Origin of the sequence: Candidatus Koribacter versatilis Ellin345 (genome assembly GCF_000014005.1) — a bacterium.
GTDB lineage: Bacteria > Acidobacteriota > Terriglobia > Terriglobales > Acidobacteriaceae > Korobacter > Korobacter versatilis_A.
In genome coordinates, this window is the sequence record NC_008009.1 from 4,641,581 (window position 1) to 4,662,299 (window position 20,719).

15 protein-coding genes are annotated in these 20,719 nt (G+C 58.7%); 8 read left to right on the forward strand and 7 right to left on the reverse strand.

All coding sequences use genetic code 11. The features are described 5' to 3' along the window. Position 1: 1 nt before the first annotated feature. From ACID345_RS20355 to ACID345_RS20370, 4 genes are read right to left on the reverse strand one after another with little or no spacing between them, the layout of a single operon-like run. Positions 2-526 carry a TlpA family protein disulfide reductase gene (locus ACID345_RS20355; protein WP_011524726.1) on the reverse strand — a complete coding sequence of 175 codons (525 nt, stop codon included), beginning with the start codon at positions 524-526 and terminating at the stop codon, positions 2-4. Next, positions 526-960 (reverse strand): rhodanese-like domain-containing protein, encoded by a 435-nt coding sequence (locus tag ACID345_RS20360; RefSeq protein ID WP_011524727.1) that lies wholly within the window; start codon positions 958-960, stop codon positions 526-528. Before ACID345_RS20360 ends, ACID345_RS20355 begins: the two co-directional genes overlap by 1 nt. Beyond that, the gene (locus tag ACID345_RS20365; protein ID WP_041855936.1) at positions 957-1,628 is read right to left on the reverse strand and encodes an HAD family hydrolase; all 672 of its coding nucleotides are present in this window, start codon (positions 1,626-1,628) and stop codon (positions 957-959) included. The genes ACID345_RS20360 and ACID345_RS20365 overlap by 4 nt, the downstream gene beginning before the upstream one ends. A gap of 10 nt (positions 1,629-1,638) precedes the next feature. Beyond that, the gene (locus ACID345_RS20370) at positions 1,639-2,949 is read right to left on the reverse strand and encodes a sugar MFS transporter (RefSeq protein ID WP_011524729.1); all 1,311 of its coding nucleotides are present in this window, start codon (positions 2,947-2,949) and stop codon (positions 1,639-1,641) included. A 165-nt stretch (positions 2,950-3,114) separates the two neighbouring features. On the opposite strand from ACID345_RS20370, the gene ACID345_RS20375 reads away from it, so the two are divergent. After that, positions 3,115-4,491 carry a tryptophanase gene (locus ACID345_RS20375; RefSeq protein ID WP_011524730.1) on the forward strand — a complete coding sequence of 459 codons (1,377 nt, stop codon included), beginning with the start codon at positions 3,115-3,117 and terminating at the stop codon, positions 4,489-4,491. 237 nt (positions 4,492-4,728) lie between these two features. Here ACID345_RS20375 and ACID345_RS20380 read toward each other — a convergent pair whose 3' ends face one another. Then, positions 4,729-4,932, reverse strand: coding sequence for a hypothetical protein (locus tag ACID345_RS20380; protein WP_041855937.1), 204 nt, complete (start codon positions 4,930-4,932; stop codon positions 4,729-4,731). A 333-nt stretch (positions 4,933-5,265) separates the two neighbouring features. Between ACID345_RS20380 and ACID345_RS20385 the strand changes: the two genes are divergently transcribed. After that, positions 5,266-6,432, forward strand: coding sequence for a PP2C family protein-serine/threonine phosphatase (locus ACID345_RS20385; RefSeq protein WP_011524731.1), 1,167 nt, complete (start codon positions 5,266-5,268; stop codon positions 6,430-6,432). Between the two features lie 55 nt (positions 6,433-6,487). Next, positions 6,488-7,384 (forward strand): LpqB family beta-propeller domain-containing protein, encoded by an 897-nt coding sequence (locus ACID345_RS20390; RefSeq protein ID WP_011524732.1) that lies wholly within the window; start codon positions 6,488-6,490, stop codon positions 7,382-7,384. Between the two features lie 42 nt (positions 7,385-7,426). On the opposite strand, the gene ACID345_RS20395 is transcribed toward ACID345_RS20390, so the two are convergent. After that, positions 7,427-10,780 carry a sialidase family protein gene (locus ACID345_RS20395; RefSeq protein ID WP_011524733.1) on the reverse strand — a complete coding sequence of 1,118 codons (3,354 nt, stop codon included), beginning with the start codon at positions 10,778-10,780 and terminating at the stop codon, positions 7,427-7,429. Between the two features lie 238 nt (positions 10,781-11,018). Here ACID345_RS20395 and ACID345_RS20400 point away from each other — a divergent pair, with 238 nt between their 5' ends. From ACID345_RS20400 to ACID345_RS20420, 5 genes are all read left to right on the forward strand, one after another. Next, the gene (locus tag ACID345_RS20400) at positions 11,019-12,455 is read left to right on the forward strand and encodes an IgA Peptidase M64 (protein ID WP_148210200.1); all 1,437 of its coding nucleotides are present in this window, start codon (positions 11,019-11,021) and stop codon (positions 12,453-12,455) included. A 123-nt stretch (positions 12,456-12,578) separates the two neighbouring features. After that, entirely contained in the window at positions 12,579-14,819 is a 2,241-nt protein-coding gene (locus ACID345_RS25910) for a protein kinase domain-containing protein (RefSeq protein ID WP_011524735.1), read from the forward strand. A 55-nt stretch (positions 14,820-14,874) separates the two neighbouring features. Further along, positions 14,875-16,305 (forward strand): RapZ C-terminal domain-containing protein, encoded by a 1,431-nt coding sequence (locus tag ACID345_RS20410; RefSeq protein ID WP_011524736.1) that lies wholly within the window; start codon positions 14,875-14,877, stop codon positions 16,303-16,305. Then, complete coding sequence (locus ACID345_RS20415) at positions 16,302-17,048, forward strand: nucleotidyltransferase family protein (RefSeq protein ID WP_011524737.1); 747 nt, start codon at positions 16,302-16,304, stop codon at positions 17,046-17,048. The genes ACID345_RS20410 and ACID345_RS20415 overlap by 4 nt, the downstream gene beginning before the upstream one ends. 60 nt (positions 17,049-17,108) lie before the next feature. Then, the gene (locus ACID345_RS20420; RefSeq protein WP_011524738.1) at positions 17,109-19,112 is read left to right on the forward strand and encodes a hypothetical protein; all 2,004 of its coding nucleotides are present in this window, start codon (positions 17,109-17,111) and stop codon (positions 19,110-19,112) included. 15 nt (positions 19,113-19,127) lie between these two features. Here ACID345_RS20420 and ACID345_RS20425 read toward each other — a convergent pair whose 3' ends face one another. After that, positions 19,128-20,594, reverse strand: coding sequence for a hypothetical protein (locus ACID345_RS20425; protein WP_011524739.1), 1,467 nt, complete (start codon positions 20,592-20,594; stop codon positions 19,128-19,130). Between the last annotated feature and the right edge of the window lie 125 nt (positions 20,595-20,719).

The window sequence follows — 20,719 nt, forward strand, 5'->3', positions numbered from 1 at the left end:
ACTACTTCTCCGCCAGCGCGCGCTCAACTTCCTGTTGCAGTACGTTGATGTCGGTTACACCCGCATGGCGGGCGATGAGCCGTCCGTCACGACCAATGATGAAGTTCACCGGCAAACCCAGCACGCCGCCGAACGCCGCGATGGTTTTGTCGTCGGCCATCGCTACCGGGTACTGCATTTTCTTCTTCTCGACGTAGGTCTTCACCGGTCCGGCAGTGTCGTCCATCGAAAGGCCAACCACCTGGAAACCGTCGTTCGCGTGCTTGTCCTGCCACTCGATCAGGTGCGGGATCTCACCTTCACAGGGCACGCACCACGTCGCCCAGAAATCTACGAGAACAACTTTGCCGCGCAGGCTCGCGGAATCGATGGTTTTCCCGTTCAGATCAGTCACCGTGAACTGCGGCCCAGTGGTCTTGCTGGCTGCAGGTTGACCCGGCGCGGCAGACTTCGAACCACGGTTCTGCCAGAAAATCACACCGGCCACGGCGAACACAATAACGACGAGGATGATCTTGCGCGTCACTACTTCCCCTTCTCCACCGGATAGCCCTTGTCCACCCAGTCAGTGCCGATGTTGTGCGCCACAAACAGCACCTTCACATTCGTAAAGCCCGCTTCGTGCAAAGCCGCAAAAGCCGGATTGATATTCGGGCAGTGGTCCCACGGACAGCATCCGCAGTACAGCACGATCGCGGCATTCTTCGGTAGCGTCTTGACGCGCTCTTTGAGCTTCGCGATGCCTTCCGCACTCGAACCGGCACCAATGTATTCCGAGCCCTTAATGTGCGCCTGCTCAAAAAGCTTCTGCGGCCCGACATTCAGAATGAGCGGCGCCTTCGCTGATTGCATCTGCTTCACCAGATCTTCGGGGGCTACTTGATACTTGGTTTCGACATCTGCGGCCCAACAAGGCAGGCTCATCGCTATCAGCGCAAGGAATCCGACTAATGTTCTCATTTTTTCTCTCCGTCGTTTAACGCGAGCACAATGCCTTCGCTTGAAAACGACTCTACCGTGACATCGGCGCAACTGTTGAGCACGAAATCTGCTCCCGCCGCGCGCAATTCCTTATCCGGAACCGTGGTGCGTAGGGCGATCACCGTCGCGCCCGCGGCTTTGCCAGCGCGGATGCCGGCAGGTACATCTTCAAATACCACACATTCGCTTGCCGGAAATCCCAGCAGAGCTGCTGCTTTCAAATACGGCTCGGGGTTCGGCTTGCCACGTGTGATCTCTGAAGCCGTAATCATTCGCGGCGGAACCGGCAGACCCGCCACTTCAATTCGTACCTTGGCCAAGGCTCGGGTGGCGGAAGTCGCAATCGTCCAGCGCTCGGGCGGCAAAGTAGCCAGAAGTTGCTGGGCGCCGGGAAGGAGGATCACGCCCTCAACGTCTTCGATCTCCTGGCGTTCGAGTTCGCGATTTTCTTTTTCGTGATCGGCGTTGGGCAGGTACTCGCGCAAGGTCTCGATGCTGGGGCGCCCATGCGCGTTATGCACTACCTCGTCGGCATCGAAGCCGTGTACGGCGGCCCAACGTGCCCACACCCGCGTGACCGCGGGTGTGGAGTCAACCAGAACGCCATCTAAATCAAACAGAACTGCAGCGCAGCGAATTTTCTCCATCACTTACAGATTAACCCGCCACGGCCTCATGACCATGCTTTGAGCCGACAAAACCGTAGTACGCGATGAAGGCGTAACAGAGCACCGGCAAGAAGAATGCATGGTGAATGCCCATGCGATCGGCGAAATAGCCCTGAACCAGTGGAATAATCGCTCCGCCGATGATCGCCGCGATGAGGAGGCCGCTGCCTTTTCCGGTGAGGTGACCCAGACCATCAATTCCCAAAGTGAAGATGGTGGGGAACATGATCGAATTGAAGAAGCCGACCGCGAGCATGGCCCACATGGCCGTGTGTCCGACACTGAGCATCGATGCGATCACTAGCAGGGCTGCAAAGAGTGCGTTGACACCGAGATACTTGCCTGGGTTAAGTTTCAACCACCCCATGAGTGCAGCACCTATGAAGCGTCCTACCATCGCGCCGAGCCAGTAGTAGGTAAGATATCCAGCGGCCTTTTCGAGCGTAAGGTTCCCGATGTTCGGTTCGTGCATGTAGTTCACGAGGAAGCTGCCGATCGAAACCTCCGCGCCAACGTAAACGAAAATCCCCATTGCACCGAGCACCAGCTGCTTATGTTGCCAGATCGAATCTCCCGCCTCGGCATGCCCCTCGACCGATCGGATCACCGGCAGCTTGAACAAGCCCATGATCACAGCCAATACAAACAACGAAATCGCCAGCCCGATATACGGGTTCTTGATGGCGCTCGCCTGGTCGACCTGATATGCGTGCCGCTCGGCGTCACCCATCTTGCGGAAAACTTCCACGGCAACGGGAGCGGCCACCGCTCCGAGAATCAAGATTTTGCCGAAGTAGGGCGCCACCGTCGTTCCCAGCGAATTGAACGCCTGGGTCAGATTCAAGCGGCTCGACGCCGTGTTCGGCGGTCCGAGCACCGCGACGTACGGGTTCGCCGACGTCTGCAGGATCGTCATGCCACCGGCAAGAATCACGAGGGCCGTAAGGAACAGTGGATACGAAGGCACCATCGCCGCGGGCACGAACAGAATCGTGCCAATTCCCATGGTGCAGAGTCCGGCAACCATCGCACGCTTGTATCCGACCGCTTCAATCAGCTTGCCTGAGGGCGTCGAGAACACGAAATACGAGGTAAAGAAGGCAAACTGCACCAGCATCACCTGCATGTAAGTCAGGTCGAACAGTCCCTTCAGGTGGGGGATGAGAATGTCGTTCAGACAGGTGAGAAATCCCCACATGAAGAACAGCGTGGTCACCATGGCCATGGCGCTGTAATTGGTTTTTACGGGAGCGTCCTGGCTGTTATTGGCGCTGGAACTTTGCGGCGCTGAAATTGCCATAGGGAGCAGGTTTCCTCGACGTCGGGGTGAACTTCTGTCGCTGCGAGCCTAATTCTTTTGCCCGCTAGTCGCAAGCGAATCCGCATCTTCCAAAAGTGAGCGCGGTCACAGCTTTCCCCCTTCGGAACTCCATAAAATAAACGGTTTTGTAGAGGTGTGCCTGTTATGCCCATCCGCACCATCATTGAACCTTTCCGTATCAAGAGCGTCGAACCCATCCGCTGGACCACGCGTAAAGAGCGCGAAGAGCTGTTAAAAAAGGCGTCGTATAACGTCTTTCTCCTCGACGCCGAAGATGTCCTGATCGATCTCCTTACCGACTCGGGCACGGGCGCCATGTCCACCGCGCAGTGGGCCGCCGTGATGCAGGGCGACGAGAGCTACGCCGGAAGCCCCAGTTTCTACCGCTTCCGCGATTCAGTGCAGGAGATTATGGGCTACAAGCACGTCATCCCCACGCACCAGGGTCGCGCCGCAGAGCGCATCTTGTTCAGCGTAATGTGCAAGAAGGGCGATGTCGTCCCTAACAACACCCACTTCGATACCACGCGCGCCAACGTCGAATTCACCGGCGCCGAAGCCGTAGACCTCCTTCGCGAAGAAGGCCGCCATCCCGAAGTCATTCACCCCTTCAAGGGCAACATGGATGTCGAGGCGCTCGAAGCACTCATCCAGAGAGTCGGCCGCGCGCGCATTCCGCTGGTGATGCTGACCGTCACCAACAACTCCGGCGGCGGCCAGCCCGTCTCCATGGAAAACGCTCGCCAGGTCAGCGCCGTCTGCAAAAAATATGGAATTCCACTCTACTTTGACGCGTGCCGCTTCGCCGAGAACTCCTACTTCATTAAGCTGCGCGAGCCGGGCTACGCCGAAAAAACGCCGAAAGAAATTGCCCAGGAAATGTTTGCGCTCGGCGACGGCTGCACCATGTCAGCCAAAAAAGACGGCATGGCGAATATCGGCGGCTTCCTTTGTACCAACGACGACATCATCGCCCAGCAGGAGAAGAACCTGCTCATTCTCACCGAAGGGTATCCAACTTATGGTGGTTTAGCGGGCCGCGACCTTGAGGCGATTGCTGTAGGAATTCAGGAAGCACTGCACGAAGATTATTTGCGCTACCGCATCACTTCGACCGGCTACCTCGGGCGCAAACTCACGGAAGCTGGCGTTCCGATCGTGCAGCCGCCGGGCGGCCATGCGATCTATCTCGACGCGCGCACGTTTTTGCCGCACATCCCGCTCAACCAATTTCCTGGCGTCGCACTCACCTGTGAGCTCTATCTTGAAGGAGGCATCCGCGCCGTCGAGATCGGTGGCCTGATGTTCGGCAAGGCAGCCAAGATGGACCTCGTGCGTCTCGCTATTCCGCGGCGCGTGTACACGCAGAGCCACATTGATTATGTGATCGAAGTTCTGCTGGAAGTGTGGAAACGCCGCGAAGATGTGGATGGCATGGAGCTTCTCTACGAAGCGCCGTTCTTGCGGCATTTTACGGCACGACTCTGCCCCACCGCGGAAGTCGCTGCCGCAGCGCGGTAACTAACCGCGGTACATTACTGCGCTCGCTCGTTTCGAGCAGGCACAGGAATCCGTGTGCGCACAACACGCGGTAACTGCGCCGCGGTTGGTGCGGCATTCACCAGTCGGCAGGAACTTGGGGGCGAGGGTTCTCCCTTGGCCTTGCTCGAGCGGGCTGCTCTTCACACATCGGATTCGCTACCGAAGAGGGGAGGTAGTCCACATCGGAAGCTCAACGCGTCCGAAACGCGAAGACTGCTAAGCGGCTTTCTTTCTTGCCGCCCACCGCTTTTTCATTGCCGCCGAAATTCGGGCGCGAGCTTCTGCGCTCATATGGCGACGGCCTTTGCGGCCCTTCGCAGTCGTACGTCCGCCTTTACCCAGGCCTTCCAATGCCGAGATGGCCTGTTCAATGCGGTCGCGTTCGTGCTTGAGTTCTGCTAAGAGAGATTGAATGTCCAAGGTTAAGCTCCCCCAAAGAGCTTTTATCTTGTTCTGCTAGGAGTTGATTTTCGTTTCCCGCGGGAAAGAAGATCAAAATATTCATACTCCTGACTTTCGCCCTACGCAACCTCTCTGAAGCCAGAAAGTAACACCTAGGTGCTATATTTGCTTTCCAGGCAAAACCCTTAACCCTGACTCAACTCTGTTGTGCGTCCATAAACGGACACTCCGTCCCTGCCTTCGAACATTTTGACCTCCAGACTTCTCTCGCAACCTGCTCATTCTTCGACACGACTCCACGCACCTATAGCTGGCCTTCGAAGTGCACTGTGGATTCGCGGAGACGCCCGAATGGCTTCAACTTCCAGTTCCGCCGAAACCCGCGCTGCGCTTGCCGCTTCCGCCCGCATCCTCATTGGTGAGGACCAGCAGGACGTGCAGGACGCCCTTCATATTCTGTTGAAAGGCGCGGGCTATGCGGCTGAGTCGGCGTCTACTCCCGACGCGATCCTGAGCAAGCTGGAGTCCGGTAAGTACGATCTCCTTTTGATGGATTTGAACTATCGCCGGGACACTACGTCCGGTAGCGAAGGTCTTGAGATTCTCGGCATCCTGCGCAATATGCCCGCACCGCCACCCGTGATCGTGATGACAGCGTGGGGCAGCATCGAACTCGCCGTGCAGGCCATGCACATGGGCGCGCGTGACTTCATCCAGAAGCCCTGGGACAACAATCATCTTCTACATCTCGCGGAGAAGCACATCAGTGCGCACCGCGACGAAACCCTCCGCAAATTCAAACAGGATCACGAACTCGCCGAAGCGCAGGCCGTCCAGAAGCGGCTCATGCCCGCGACTCTGCCAAAGATCTCCGGGATTGATATTGCCGGACAGTGCCAGCCCGCAGGCGCCGTCGCCGGAGACTACTTCGACGTGCTCCAGCTCGGCGACAACCTCGGCATCTGTATTGCCGACGTCATCGGCAAAGGCCTGCCCGCAGCTCTCATGATGAGCAATCTCCAGGCCGCGGTAAAGGTTACCGCCGCCGACTGGGTGAAGCCCTCGGAGCTTTGCAAGCGCGTGAACGCACTCGCCTGCCGCAACGGCGCTGTGGACAAGTTCATCTCGTTCTTCTACGCAGTGTACGAGCCTGCGACGCGCAATCTCATGTACACGAATGCTGGCCACAATCCGCCGATGGTCATCCGCAGCAACGGTGAATGCCTGCGCCTCGACACGCCCGACGTCGTTCTCGGCCAGATTTCGGATTGGCAATACCAGGACGCGCACTTCCAGCTCGAGCCCGGCGACAAGCTCGTGCTCTACACCGACGGCATGAACGAAGCCGGCGAACAAGATGGCAACGAGTTCGGCGAGGAACGTTTGAGCGCGTTCTTCCAGCAGCGACCGGCCGCGCGCGCGTCCGAACTATTGCCTGAGGTGTTCGCGGCAATTACCGAACACTGCCACAACAACTTCGCCGACGACGCCACATGTTTGATTTTGTCCGTGGATTAAGTGTGTCCGTCCCGCTTGTGCTTACCGCGATGATGCGAGATCGTCGTAGCATCTCATGAAACGAAAGCTTCTGTTTCTCGTCTCGGCTCTGATCGCTGTCGGAACTCTCGCGCTTGCCCAGAGCGGACCGCTGGGCATCGCCTACCAGTTCACCCACACTCAGAATATGGACCCGACTTTTTCGCCCGACGGCAAAGAGATGATCTACATCTCGGTTGTGGCGGGTAAAGAACAGCTCTTTCGCGTCGGACTGGACGGCAAGAACCCGCTGCAACTCACCCGCGACGACGCCGACCACGAAGATCCCGCATGGTCTCCCGACGGCAAGCACGTCGCGTTTGTTCTAATCCACGAGAAGGTCGAGCAGATCCATCTCATGGATCCCGACGGCGGCAACGTCACGCCGCTCACGCCGAAGGAATCGAAGACGATCCACCCGAGCTGGTCTCCGGACAGCCGTCGCGTCATCTTCTGTACCGATGACGATCTCGCTCCGCCAAAAAAGAACGACTCCGATATCCTCGCCATGGATATCGCCACTCACGAGACGACCAAGCTCATCAGCGGTGGCGTAAATACTTTTCCCGTTTGGTCGCCCGACGGCACCAAGCTCGCCTTCCGACGCATGCTCGGCGAGCGCAACTCTGAAGTCTTCCTGGCGAATGAAAACGGCAGCGATCCGAAAAACCTCACCAACGATCCTGCGTTCGATGGCTGGCCCGCGTGGTCGCCCGATGGCAAGCAGATCGCTTTCGCGTCAAATCGGCGCGGCAATCACGAGATTTTTGTGATGAATGCGGATGGCAGCGGCGTTCGCAAGGCCGCCAACAGCGAAGGGCGAGCCACTTCGCCCAAGTGGTCCAAAGACGGCAAGAAGCTCTATTTCACGAACTGCAAGAAGGTAGACCTCGGCATCGATTGCGAAATCTACGCCATCGACGTCCCCAGATAAGCCGGGGTGCCCCACCCTTTCCCCGAAGGGGAGGGTGGGAGTTCACTTCGCCGTATACGTGTACGAGTTCTTCCTCCACGTTTTTCCATTCAACGAATACAGAGTCACGTACACCTTTGATCCGTTCGTCGGCAACGTATTCACCGTCGTTGAGGTCGCCTTTCCGGTATCCACATAGGCGATATCGTGAGCTCCCGCGGTTGTTCCTACATACAGCGAGTATTCCGATATGCCATTGCCTGCGCCCCAGCTAAATGTCGCCGAGGATCCGGTAAATGTCGATCCGGGCGCCGGCGAAGTCATCGTGGCAGCAGTTCCGGTTCCAGGTGCGTAGTACACGTAGTAGTTCGCCAGCCATGTATTACCGTTTAGTGAATACAGGGCGATGTAGATCTTCTCGCCGTTCGTCGGGAGAGTGTTGAAGGTCGTAGTGTGTGCCGCTCCTGCGTTGATGTAAGCAATGTCGTGCGCGCCGGAGGTGGTGCCAATGTATAGCGAGTACTGCGTAATCCCCGCCCCCGCCGTCCAGTTAAACGTCGCACTCGCCGCACTGAAGGTTGACCCATTTGCCGGCGATGTCATCGTTGCCGCTGCACCCGTGCCGCTGGCGACGTACGTATAGCTATTCGCGTGCCAGTTGCCATAGATCAGCGTGTTCAGCGTTACGTACAAGCGTTCGCCGTTCGTTGGCAGTCCCGACACCGGCGTGGTGAGCGCTGTCCCCGCATTCACGTAGGCGATGTCGTGCGCGCCGGCGGTGCTTCCTACGTAGAGAGAGTAGCCCGTGGCGCTCTGTCCGGCATTCCACGTAAAGTTCGCACTCGCACCAGAGAACTTTGATCCTGGCGCCGGGTTCGTCATCGTCGCCAGCACAAGCGGCGGCAGATTCAGGGTCCAGACTCCGCGCGAGTGCGTATTCACCTGCAATGTGCGATCGATTTCCGAGACGGTAAAGCTCTTGCACACGACATTCGGCAAACCCGTTCCAGATGTTGACCACGCGGTTCCGCCAGTCGTCGCAGTGAAGACACCTACGTCGGTTGCCGCAAACATCGTGTTCGGAAAATCGGGATCGTAAGCCAGGTCGTTCACCGGCGCATTCGGCAGATTGCCGCTGACGTCGGTGCAGGTGTTACTGGTGATCGAACACAGGAACACATGTCCCACGCTATCGCCAAAGCCGCTGAAGCCTGCGTAGGCCGCAAAGACTTTCGTACTATCGAGCGGATCGGCCATCACGCGAGTCACCGGACGATACGGCAGGATGCTGCGGATGTGCGCCCAGTTCACGCCGCCGTTCGTCGAGTAGTTCACCGACGAATCGTTGGATCCCGCGAACAGCGTGTCGTTCGTCACCGATGTAATTGCCGAGGTGCTGGCTCTTACCGTCCCTTGGTGTCCGCCATTCTGCGCAAGTGCCGTGTCCAAGGTCGTAGTCGCTCCTCCGAATTCCGCGATCGCTGCACTGCCGAGGTCTTCCCACGTGGGCGCCGAGGGATCCGTTGCATTTGTGGATTGATAGATGTGCGTCGTACCGTAGAGCATCGTCGGCAACCCAGGATAGGGAACGAAGAGGATCGGAGGATAGAACGCCGAGTTGTCGGCCAGATTGATTCCGGTCGTCATCGGGTTCCACGTCCCCGGATCACCTCCCGTAAGCGACACTTGCGGGCCGCCATTGGCCGGAGAACACGCCACGAACATCGCGACTGAAGCGTTCGGATCGAAAACCGCCGGGGTTCCCTGACAACGCATATTGATCACTTTGATGGTTGTGGGCGTGACCTGATACATTCCCGAGCCAATCGGGAACTCCTGCGCTTGCACAGCCTTTTTACGGCGCCCGTTGTATGCCGTGTAGTAAGCGTCGTAGTAGCCCCCGTAATAGTTGGGGTCGTTTGGGTCATTCAGCTCTTCCCACGTCGGTCCGTTCAGGTTCTTCGCCGCGGGCGGAGCTGCGGACAGCGTCGTCGTCTTCCAAAGCCCCTTGTCTCCGCCTACGAACGCGCCTCCAGCAGCGATGAATGCAAACGCGTGGATCCCTGGGGGAATCTTGAACCCCGCTGTGCCAGTATTCAGCGACTTCCACGCACTCGATCCGGTCGTACCTCCCGTCGTGTCCGTGTATAAGCTGTCGCCGTTAGTTCCTCCGACGACGACGTTGTTCGCGTTCGCCGGATCGACGGCAATCACCATGGAGTGCCAGCAGAAACTTCCGCAGAAATCATTCGTCGTTCCCCCCGCGTTCAATGGCGTCGAGATCGGGTTCCACGTTGTGCCACCGTCAGTGGTCTTGTAGAGGTTCTGGAGACCACCGCCGGTGGATACTTCTTCCGCAGCGAGATAAATCGTTCCCGGTGTGCTCACGGCGGGCGCCATCACGATGGTCCCGAAATCCGTGCCCACTGGCAACGCATGCCCAGTCGAGCCATTCACTGGCGTCCAGGTCGCACCGCTATCGGTGGACTTGTAAACACCACCAGGCACCGATGCATATCCGTAAACATTTCCGATCGCCGCGTACGCCGTCGTATTGTTTAACCAGAAGATCGAGGTTCCAAAGGCATACGGGATGTCTGTGCTGGAGTCTGGGAGAACGCGGTTCCATGTGGTGCCGCCATCGGTGGAACGCCAGATGCCTGACTCGCTCTTGTGCGTGCTGTCTTGATAACCGTAGGCGGTCCCGGCCAGAACCACGGGTGTTCCGCTCGGCACGCTCGGCTGCACCGCGATCGCTCCGATACGCGCCGGACCATTGTAGGTAAACGACGCTCCCTCCACCGCTCCGAAGGTACTCTGGCCGACCATGCTCCAGGTGGTTCCGCCATTCGTGGATTTCAGAACTCCACCGCCGTAATAAGAATCGGCTGCGAAATCGAGTTCCCCGGTGCCTGCGTAGATGATGCTGTGATTGTTGGGATCAATCGCCAACGAACCGATCGTCAGGTTTGCCTGCGTATCGGTCAGGGGGGTCCAAGTCGTACCTGAATCGGTGCTCTTCCACACGCCTCCGCCACCGGTGCCGATGTAGACCGTGAGGCTCGCGCCGGAAGTTGTCGGATCGATCGCGATTGCAGTCACTCGTCCGGTCGTGATTCCGTTGCCATTCGCGCTGTCGTCATTCGCATTCGGCTTCGCCGGTGACCACGCTGGCAGCGAAGTATTCGTTCCCGCTGCCAATTCCCGGGCGCGGATCGCGCGCGCCTGCTCTACAGCTTTTGCATAGGCTCCAGCCGGAATGCCCTTACCGGGAACGGATCGCTGTTCGAGGAACTCCCGCTGCGAAGGACTCAGGTGCTTCGCATCAGGGCCTGAAGCTTGTTGAGCAAAGCTCACGGAAAGGAACACACAAAGAAACGCCGCAGGGCCCCAAACGGACGCGAAGAACTTTCTCATTCGCTTCATCCTCGTGCATGGAGTCACGGCCCCGATCGGGTCGGAGCATCGTTTTTATGAGTGGGCCGGGCGGGGAAGGCGACAAGAAAATTACCATAACTATCCGGCAACTCTGATGAATAAAATCGAGGCTAGCGCCAAAGTGCTAGTTGGCTTCTGCCGCTCCGATTGCTCGTGTCGGAACGCCGAAACCGGTTCCACCACTGAGACAAACTGTCTCGCCAGATACAATCCCCGCATGAAGCCGACCGGCAGAATTCTTTTGTGCTCCTTCCTCTTTCTTCTTCTTCTTTCTCTGGGCCGCTCGCCGCACGTGGTCGCGCGCCAATCTAGCGACGCGTCCGTTTCGCGCACTATGCGGGTGGACTACTACCACAACGGCAACGCCAAGGAACAATGGTTCAGCCTCGATCGCATTGTGCTTGAACCACTTCCGTGGCCCGGCAATCCTCGCAAGGCGATAGATGACACCCAGATGGGCAACTACCGCTTCGAAGTCCGCGAGCACGCGGGCGGCAGGCTCGTCTATTCACGGGGTTTCAACTCTATTTACGGCGAGTGGCGCGAAACCGACGAGGCCAAGAACGCCAATCGCTCGTTCTCCGAGTCATTGCGCTTCCCTACGCCATCCGTTCCGGTCGACATCTCGCTGCAGGAACGGAAAGACGAGCGCTATGTCGAAATCTGGAAGACTTCCGTCGATCCTGCCGACAAGTTCATCGACACATCGCGTCCCGCCTCGCCGGGTGCACTCATTGAGTTGCAGAAGTCCGGTCCGTCCTCCGACAAAGTGGACCTCCTCGTGATGGGCGATGGCTACACCGCCGACGAGCGCGGTAAGTTCGAAACCGATGCGAAGAAGTTCATCGAGACGCTCTTCGCGACCTCGCCATTCAAAGAACATCGTCAGGACTTCAATGTCTGGGGTCTCTGCCCGCCGGCTGCAGAATCCGGAATCTCGCGTCCGTCTACCGGCATTCATCATCGTTCGCCGCTGGGCACAACCTACGACACTTTCGACAGCGAGCGCTATATCCTGACCACCGAAAATCGCGCGATGCGTGATGCCGCTTCCTTCGCGCCCTATGAGTTCGTCGAAATACTCGTTAACGGCAAGACCTACGGTGGCGGCGGAATCTTCAATCTCTACGGCACGGTTGCGATTGATAACGCCTGGGCCAACTACGTCGGCGTCCACGAGTTCGGCCACCACTTCGCTGGCCTCGCGGATGAGTACTACACCTCCGACGTCGCCTACAACTCCGAGACGAAGCGCAAAGAACCGTGGGAGCCAAACGTGACAGCGCTCCTCGATCCCGCCAATCTCAAGTGGAAAGACCTGGTCGAAAACGGAACGCCCTTACCCACGCCCTGGAAGAAAACCGAATTCGAGGAATTTGAAAAAGGCATCCAGGCCGAGCGCCGCAAGCTGCGCGCCGATCGCCGTCCCGAAACAGAGATGGAAGAACTCTTCCGCCGCGAGCGCGAGAAAGAAGAAGCGCTCTTCCGCGACGATCAGTACCCGAGCAAAGTCGGCGCCTTCGAAGGCGCGAACTACGAAGCCAAGGGCTACTACCGACCGGAAGAGAACTGCATCATGTTCACTCGCCACACGAAGTTCTGCCGCGTCTGTAGCCGGGCAATCGAACGCATCATCTCGATGTATTCAAACTAATCCGGGTGCCCCGTCCTTATCGCGAAGCGATAGGGCGGGGATTTTCCCTTCCGCAGCCAGCGCGCAGAGTCATCTTGACTCCCCCTCCGATACCAACTAGCATCCAACCCTCCCCACAGGCCAATGGAAAACATCATCGGACAGACGCTCTCTCACTACGTTGTATCCCGCAAGCTCGGCAGCGGTGGGATGGGTGTGGTTTACCAAGCCGAGGACACGACTCTCGGCCGCCACGTTGCGCTCAAATTTCTGCCCGATTCCCTCGCGCAGGACAGCCACGCACTTGAACGTTTCCAGCGCGAAGCACGCGCGTCTTCCGCGCTCAATCACCCGAACATCTGCACCGTGTACGCCATCGAGCAGCATGAGCGCCAGCACTTCATCGTGATGGAACTGCTAGAAGGCCAATCGCTCGCCGCGATGATCGGCAAGAGTGCTTTCGAAATCGAACAACTGCTTGCACTCGCCATTCAAATTGCCGACGCCCTCGAATCGGCTCATGCCAAGGGCATCGTGCATCGCGATATCAAGCCCGCAAACATCTTCGTCACCCCGCGTGGTCAGGTGAAGATCCTCGACTTCGGTCTCGCCAAGATGGAGCTGCTCAAACCTTCCGTCGGTGTGGCCACAGTCTCTCAGATGGAAACTGTCGGACAGCGCGATGACCTCACCATCCCTGGCACCGCTCTCGGAACTGTCGCCTACATGTCTCCAGAGCAAGCCCGCGGCCAGTTCACTGATTCGCGCACCGATCTCTTCTCGCTCGGCACCGTGCTCTATCAAATGGGTACAGGAGTGCTGCCCTTCCAGGGCGACACAACCGCAGTGGTCTATGAAGCGATCCTCAATCGTGATCCCGTGCCAGTTGCCGAGGTCAACGGCGCATTGCCGCAAGCTTTCGCCCGCATCGTGGAGAAGGCGTTAGAGAAAGACCGCACGCTGCGCTATCAGACCGCGAATGACATCAAGACCGATCTCACTCGCCTTAAACGCGATCTCGACTCCCGCGAACGCCGTGCCTCCAGCCAGAGTGAGTCGCGCACTGCTGCCGCGAAGCCCGCAGCGAAATCGGTCGCCGTGCTGTACTTCGAAAATCTCTCAGGTTCGAAGGAAGACGAATACTTCCGCGACGGCATCACCGAAGACATCATCACCGAACTCTCTAAGATCAAAGGCCTGAATATTTTCTCGCGCCCCACGGTGCTCGCCTATCGCGACAAACAGGTCACGCCCGCGCACATCGGCCAGCAGCTCCGCGCGGCGTATGTCCTCGCCGGCAGCCTTCGCCGCTCCGGCAATCGTCTTCGCATCACGACCCAACTCGTAGATACCACCACCGACTTTCCCATCTGGTCGGAGCGTTACGATCGCGAGATGAAAGACGTCTTTGAAGTCCAGGACGAGATCGCCGGTAAAATCGCGCAGGCCTTGCGTGTGACGCTTTCGCCGCAGGAGCAACAAGAGATCGCCGCCAAGCCCACCGACAATCTCCAGGCCTACGACCTCTACCTACGCGGCAAGAGCTACGCCCGCCGTCTCCAACGCCAGGACCTCGAGTTCGCCCTGCAGATGTTCGAGAACGCCGTCATTCTCGATCCCAACTTCGCGCTCGCCTTCGCTGCGATCGCCAACGTCTGCGCGCAGAACCACTACAACTACGGCCGCGATCCGGAATGGATGCAGCGCGCCATGCATGCCTCTGAAACCGCCGTTGTATTACGTCCCGATCTCCCGGAAGTACAAGTCGGCCAGGCGTGGATTCTCTACGCCAACAACAAGTACGACGAAGCCACCGCCGTCATCCAGCGCGCCATCGAGCGCAAGCGAGATTGCGAAGGCGCGTACTACATTCTCTTCCGAACACTCTTTTCGGCCGGCCGCTATCAGGAAGTTGCCAATCTCGCGGAAGCCGCGGTCGAGGCCAGCGGCGACGACTACAACATCTATGTTCCGATCATGAATTCGCTCGGCGCATTGGGGAAAACCGAAGCGCTCCGCAACTTCCGCCAGCGCGACATCTCCGCCCTCGAGCGCCATCTCAAGCAGGTTCCCGAAGACGCTCGCGCCCGTATCCTGCTCGCCACCGACTACGCCACCGAAGGCCGCATGGAAGAAGCTGCCCGCGAGACCAGCCTTGCTATGACCTTGCGCCCCAACGAGGCCACCGTCCTCTACAACGCCGCCTGCGTCTTCTGCACTATGAACAAAAAATCGGAAGCCATGGACGCGCTCGCCAAAGCCTGGCACGCCGGCTTCAAAGACCCAGCATGGGTGCGCCGCGATCCCGACCTCGAACTGCTCCATGGCGATCCCGAGTTCGAGCGCCTGTATCCACCCAACGCTACCGGCGCCATCGCCAACTAAGCTCGGCTTGAAGGAACACGCGCACTCGTTCGTGCTCTAAAATATCCCTTCATTCATGGACACCCTCGCCCTCCTCTTCGAGCAGCACTTCGGCAGTGCACCCACGCGCATGCATCCCGTGCAAGGCGGACTCGGCGGCTCCGGACGCATCATTACCCGCCTCGCCAACGACACGCATTCGGCCATCGGCATCCTCAACGAAAACACCAAAGAGAACGCTGCCTTCCTCGAGTTCTCTGACCATTTCCGGAAGTACGACCTCGCGGTCCCCGAAATCTATCGCGTAGCCGAGACTCGCAACGCGTACCTCGAACAAGATCTCGGCGACACTACGCTCTTCCACTTCCTCGCGCGGAACCGTAGCGGGTCTGAGATCGCTCCCGAGGCCGTCAACGCCTATCGCAAAGTTGTGGAAGCTCTGCCACGCTTCCAGGTCGTCGCCGGGCGCGACCTCGACTACTCCGTCTGCTACCCGCGCCCGAGCTTCGACCGCCGCTCCATCGCGTGGGACCTGAACTATTTCAAGTACTACTTCCTTAAGCTGTCTGAAATTCCGTTCCACGAAGAGGCGCTCGAAGAAGATTTCGACAAGCTCACCGAATACCTTCTCAGCGCTCGGCGCGATTACTTCCTTTACCGCGACTTTCAATCACGCAACGTCATGCTGCACGACGGCCAGCCCTATTTCCTCGATTACCAGGGTGGACGCCACGGCGCGCTGCAGTACGACATCGCTTCGCTCCTCTTCGACGCGAAAGCCGAGTTGCCACCCGCTTTGCGCGAAGAGCTGCTCAATCACTATCTCGACGCACTTGCCGAGCACATCCCTGTCGATCGACAGGACTTCCTCGCGCATTACTATCCCTACGTTTACATCCGCATCATGCAGGCACTCGGGGCCTACGGCTACCGCGGCTTCTTCGAGCGCAAAGTGCACTTCCTGCAAAGCGTGCCGTATGCGTTGCAGAACATCCGGTGGCTGCTCCACAACGTAACGCTGCCGATCGAATTGCCTGCATTGATGGAAGCCTTCTCCGCCATGCTCGGCTCGGAAAAACTGCAGAAGCTCGCGATCACCGAGAAGAAGGAGCTCACGATCGTCGTCACCAGTTTCTCTTTCCATCGCGGACCGGTGCAGGATGAGAGCGGCAACGGCGGCGGCTTTGTCTTCGACGCCCGTGCCCTCCCCAATCCTGGACGCGAGGAGCAATTCAAGAAGCTCAGTGGCCGCGATGCCGAAGTGATCGAATATCTTGAGGCCGAAGAATCTGTCAGCCAATACCTCGAGAACGCGATGAACATGGTCAACGCCAGCGTGCGCGCCTACAAAAAGCGCCGCTTCACCCACCTGATGGTTTCGTATGGCTGCACCGGCGGCCAGCACCGCTCGGTCTATCTCGCCGAGCAGACGGCGAAACGACTCGCCGGAATTGACGGATTAAAAGTCATTCTGCGCCACCGCGAAGAGGAGAGTTGGGTCCGATGAAGGCGATGGTCCTCGCCGCCGGCCTCGGCACGCGCCTGCGTCCGCTCACGGACGATCGCCCGAAGGCGCTCGTCGAACTCAACGGACGCGCCCTGCTCGAAATAACGCTCACTCGCCTGCGCAGCTATGGCATCCGCGAAGTCATCATTAACGTCCACCACTTCGCCGACCAAGTTGTGGACTACCTCCGCGCCCACGACAACTTCGGCATGACGATCGAAATCTCACGCGAAGCTGAGCTACTCGACACGGGCGGCGGGCTTAAACGCGCTGCCCACTTGTTTCTTCGCGACAGCAACGACGAACCCTTCGTCCTGCACAACGTGGACATTCTCACTAACATCGATCTCGAAGCGATGCTCCGCTTTCACCGCGAGCACCAGGCCCTCGCCACACTCGCGGTCAAGCAGCGCCCCAGTTCGCGCCAGCTTCTCTTCGACGCGAACGGGCAACTCTGCGGTCGTCGTAACGGCCACGACGCTGCTCCCGAAATCGTGCGGCCCTCAGAGACGGCAGAAGAACTAGGCTTTTGCGGCATCCACATCCTCTCGCCAAACATCCTCCCCCGTCTCGACGACGCTGAGATTTTCTCCATCATCCCGACCTATCTCCGCGTCGCCGCCGCGGGCGAACCCATCGTTGCGTTTCGTGCCGACAGCTTTTATTGGCGCGATGTCGGATCCCCTGCTAGCCTGCGCGAAGCCGCCACAGAAGTGGCGCGAAACAACATCCTGCCCTCGTAAACTTCCGAGTTGACGCACCCTTGGTTCTCGGTCTAAACCATCCTCACTGTTGGGGGTCCCATGCCGGAAACCGAGCCAGCCGCGGAACCGAAGTCGCCGAAAACGACCCGCATTCCCTTCCGCACCAAAATTCCGCAGCCCAAGCTCGAATACCAGTCTGCCTTCGGCCAATGGTTAATGCGCGGAGAGTCGGTGGGTGAGGGCGGAGGACACGAGGTGACCACCCAGCCCTGGTGGAAGGTCATCTGGCTCACCGGCGTGGATTACTTCTCCACTCTCGGATACCAGCCCGGCATTGCACTGCTCGCCGCCGGTGCAGTCGCCCCAATTGCCACAGTCATCCTCATTCTCGTCACGCTGCTCGGCGCTCTCCCGGTGTACGCGCAAGTCGCGGGCCGCAGTTTCGCCGGACAAGGCTCCATCGCCCTACTCGAAAACCTGCTCAAGGAGTGGTACGGGAAACTCCTCGTCCTTGTGTTGCTCGGTTTCGCCGCCACCGATTTCGTCATCACCATGACGCTCTCTGCCGCCGACGCTGCCAAGCACGCCGTCGAGAACCCATTCCTGCACGGCACGCTCGGCGATCACCAGATGCTTATCACCCTGGTAATCCTCACCGTCCTTGCCATCGTCTTCCTCAAAGGCTTCAGTGAAGCCATCGGTCTGGCATCCGCCGCAGCGTTGCCCTATCTTGCGCTGAATGTCATCGTTCTCGCGCGCTGCGCATGGGAGATCTCTCGTCGCCCCGTGCTTATCGGCAATTGGCAGGCTGCCATCCATGCGAAGGGAGACATCTCGCTCGTCATCATCGGCGCTCTGCTGGTCTTCCCGAAGCTCGCTCTCGGCCTCAGTGGATTTGAAACCGGCGTCTCTGTGATGCCGCTGATTGACGGCGGCGAAACTGACAAGGGCTACGATCCCCGTAAAGATGGCGTTCCAAAAGGCCGCGTACGTAACACTCGTAAGCTCCTCACCACCGCGGCCATCATCATGAGCACGATGTTGCTCTGCTCCAGCTACATCACTACGCTTCTGATCACGCCCTACGACTACTCCACCGGCGGCAAGGCAGAAGGGCGCGCCCTCGCTTTCCTCGCGCACCGCTACCTCGGCGACATCTTCGGCACCATCTACGATCTCTCGACGATCTTCATCCTTGGACTCGCCGGCGCCTCCGCCATGGCCGGCCTTTTGCATCTCATTCCGCGCTATCTTCCACGCTTTGGAATGGCGCCACGTTGGGCGACTCTCTCGCGGCCGCTCGTCCTCACCTTCTTTGTCATCGACGTGATCGTCACGCTCGTATTCCGGGCCGACGTCGAATTGCAGAGCGGCGCCTACGCGACCGGGGTCCTCGTCCTTATTCTCTCGGCCGCGTTTGCCGCCACCCTCGCGCTCTGGCGCGAACGCCGCTATCCACTGTCGCTGTACTCAGGCCTGCTGACGCTGGTCTTCCTCTACACGCTGGGCGACAACTGCCTCGAGCGCCCGGATGGCCTCATCATCGGCAGCATCTTCACCATCTTGCTTATTCTGGTGTCCGGACTCAGTCGCTCCATCCGCTCCTTCGAGTTCCGTATTACTGAGGGCTATTTCGCCGACGTCGAAAGCTGGCGCATCGGCCCGGAGCTGAAAGGCAAGAAAGTCCACCTCGTGCCGGTGCGCGGGAGTTCGCCCGAAACTCTCGAGAGGAAACGCGCCGAGATCCGCCGCCACTACAACGCACGCGGACCGTTCCTCTTCCTGCATGTCCATCTCACCGATAACCGCAGCGAGTTCCAATCCACACTCGACACCACGCTGCGCAAAAACGGTGACGACTACATCGCCGAGATCCATGGCGCTCCCGCGATCGCCAACACCATCGCATACATCAGCGAATGCATCGATCCAATCTCGATATTCATCGGGCTGACGCGCAAAGATTTAATGGGACAGGCGTTCCGATACCTGCTCTTCGGTGAAGGCGAAACCGGGCTGATGGTTTATACAATCCTCCAGCGTTATTGGGACTGGACCCCCGAAGACGATGTCCGTCCGCTCATCTTCCTCATGAGCAATTGACATCTCACCGCGTGCTCAGAACTGAGGCGCAGTCGCTGGCAGCGCCGCCGAATCTATTCCTTCGCATCGGGAGTAATCGACAGTGAAGTTGCCCTGCCCATCGAAAGTCACCGTCCAGAGGCTGTCGTAATCCAACGGAGACCACGTCGGCACCACCGGCGCTCCCCCGTTCGGATAATAGCTTGCGAACAAAGCGTTGATGATTTGCTGGTTCTGAACGTACATCCACCCGAGAAGTACTTTGCGCTGCGAGAACCTGCCTCCGGTGAAGAAGAACTGGCTGCTCTGCGACGCCGAGGCCGCCGCCGTCATGTCGAAGCCAGCCACCAGGTGATAGGGAAGGTCCTTAGCGATCACGTAAGGCACTACGGTCAAGGGTGGCGCTACGCCTGAAAAATAGTTTTGGCCCGTATTGCTCATCGTTCCCATTCCGAACGACGACGGGTCTCCTGACCACACCTCGTCGGGATTGCTCTTGCCTTCCAACGCGGAAGGAAGGGCCAATGCGCGCCAGTTGCCGGCTGCGACATAGTTGTTGTCCGACCAATATCCCTGCGGGTGCGCCTCCGCATGCCGGATCATGTACAGCACTTCGTCGGTATTGGCATTCGCCGGAACCACCGCGCCATCTACGCCACCCGTTACCGTCACACTCTCGGGAGTCCGAACCGTGCAGGTGGTAGTTGGAACTGGCGCGGGCAGCGTTGGATAAGACGCGCCCGGATTTGCCTTGGTGTCATAGTCAACGAGGCTTGCGCTGCCGGAAGGCGCAACCGCTATGGCATAGATCGTGTTCGGCCCGGGATATTCCTCCGGAAGTTGCAAGGCATATCCTTCCGTCCGATCGGCATTCACCATTAACTCGCGGACCGTCTCCCACGGCGCGACGAACACGTAGAAACCCGGGGTCTTCGCGGTTAAGACCTTGCTTACGACCGCTTCGTTGTCACCACCCACATCGGAAAAATCCAACCCTTGGCAAGCCGGGCAGAATTGCAGCGGAGCCAGCACATCCGGCGGCACTGCGTTCGGAGAATACGATGCATTGATGGGAAAGTTTTGGCCCGTGAATGGCGTGCCTCCGGACTGGTCACTGGACAACGTGACTTGGTTCAACACTGCGAATTGTTGCGCCATCTCCAGCGCAGCCATGTCGGGATACTGGCTTGCCGTCTGCAAGTGCGTCATTGGCTCCAGCGCATAGATTCCATTCACATTCTGGTTAGCGAGCACGTTCTTGCGCAGGAAAGCTGCATTGAGCAGAACTCTCTGCAGCCCTTGGTTCGTAAGGTTTGCCGTAGCCTCGCTGACGTCGCCGGAAGCGTGGTGCGCCAAATCTTCGCTAGAGACAAAAATCAGGTTGAGATTTTCCGCGCTCAGCGGCGGCGCAGGTTGCACCGCCAGCGGAGACGATCCACATCCCACCAGCAGTGAAACCGCGAAGATCACAACGCTGAAAAACGGGATGCCGTAGTTCTTCATAGTTCTCCAACGGGCATAGGAGCGCCCGTACCAGAGAGCTATCGGCAAAGAGTGGCGCGGACAATAGCGTTCGAATCACGGCAGGCATGACAAAGGGCTGGAAAACAGTCTTCCAGCCCTTCGCT

Bases quoted from the DNA above. Each gene is read 5' to 3' on its own strand.
- ACID345_RS20390 (WP_011524732.1), top strand. From the start codon at position 6,488: ATGAAACGAAAGCTTCTGTTTCTCGTCTCGGCTCTGATCGCTGTCGGA.
- ACID345_RS20410 (WP_011524736.1), top strand. From the start codon at position 14,875: ATGGACACCCTCGCCCTCCTCTTCGAGCAGCACTTCGGCAGTGCACCC.
- ACID345_RS20375 (WP_011524730.1), top strand. From the start codon at position 3,115: ATGCCCATCCGCACCATCATTGAACCTTTCCGTATCAAGAGCGTCGAA.
- ACID345_RS20400 (WP_148210200.1), top strand. From the start codon at position 11,019: ATGAAGCCGACCGGCAGAATTCTTTTGTGCTCCTTCCTCTTTCTTCTT.
- ACID345_RS20385 (WP_011524731.1), top strand. From the start codon at position 5,266: ATGGCTTCAACTTCCAGTTCCGCCGAAACCCGCGCTGCGCTTGCCGCT.
- ACID345_RS20415 (WP_011524737.1), top strand. From the start codon at position 16,302: ATGAAGGCGATGGTCCTCGCCGCCGGCCTCGGCACGCGCCTGCGTCCG.
- ACID345_RS20360 (WP_011524727.1), bottom strand. From the start codon at position 960: ATGAGAACATTAGTCGGATTCCTTGCGCTGATAGCGATGAGCCTGCCT.
- ACID345_RS20370 (WP_011524729.1), bottom strand. From the start codon at position 2,949: ATGGCAATTTCAGCGCCGCAAAGTTCCAGCGCCAATAACAGCCAGGAC.
- ACID345_RS25910 (WP_011524735.1), top strand. From the start codon at position 12,579: ATGGAAAACATCATCGGACAGACGCTCTCTCACTACGTTGTATCCCGC.
- ACID345_RS20425 (WP_011524739.1), bottom strand. From the start codon at position 20,594: ATGAAGAACTACGGCATCCCGTTTTTCAGCGTTGTGATCTTCGCGGTT.
- ACID345_RS20365 (WP_041855936.1), bottom strand. From the start codon at position 1,628: ATGGAGAAAATTCGCTGCGCTGCAGTTCTGTTTGATTTAGATGGCGTT.
- ACID345_RS20395 (WP_011524733.1), bottom strand. From the start codon at position 10,780: ATGAGAAAGTTCTTCGCGTCCGTTTGGGGCCCTGCGGCGTTTCTTTGT.
- ACID345_RS20420 (WP_011524738.1), top strand. From the start codon at position 17,109: ATGCCGGAAACCGAGCCAGCCGCGGAACCGAAGTCGCCGAAAACGACC.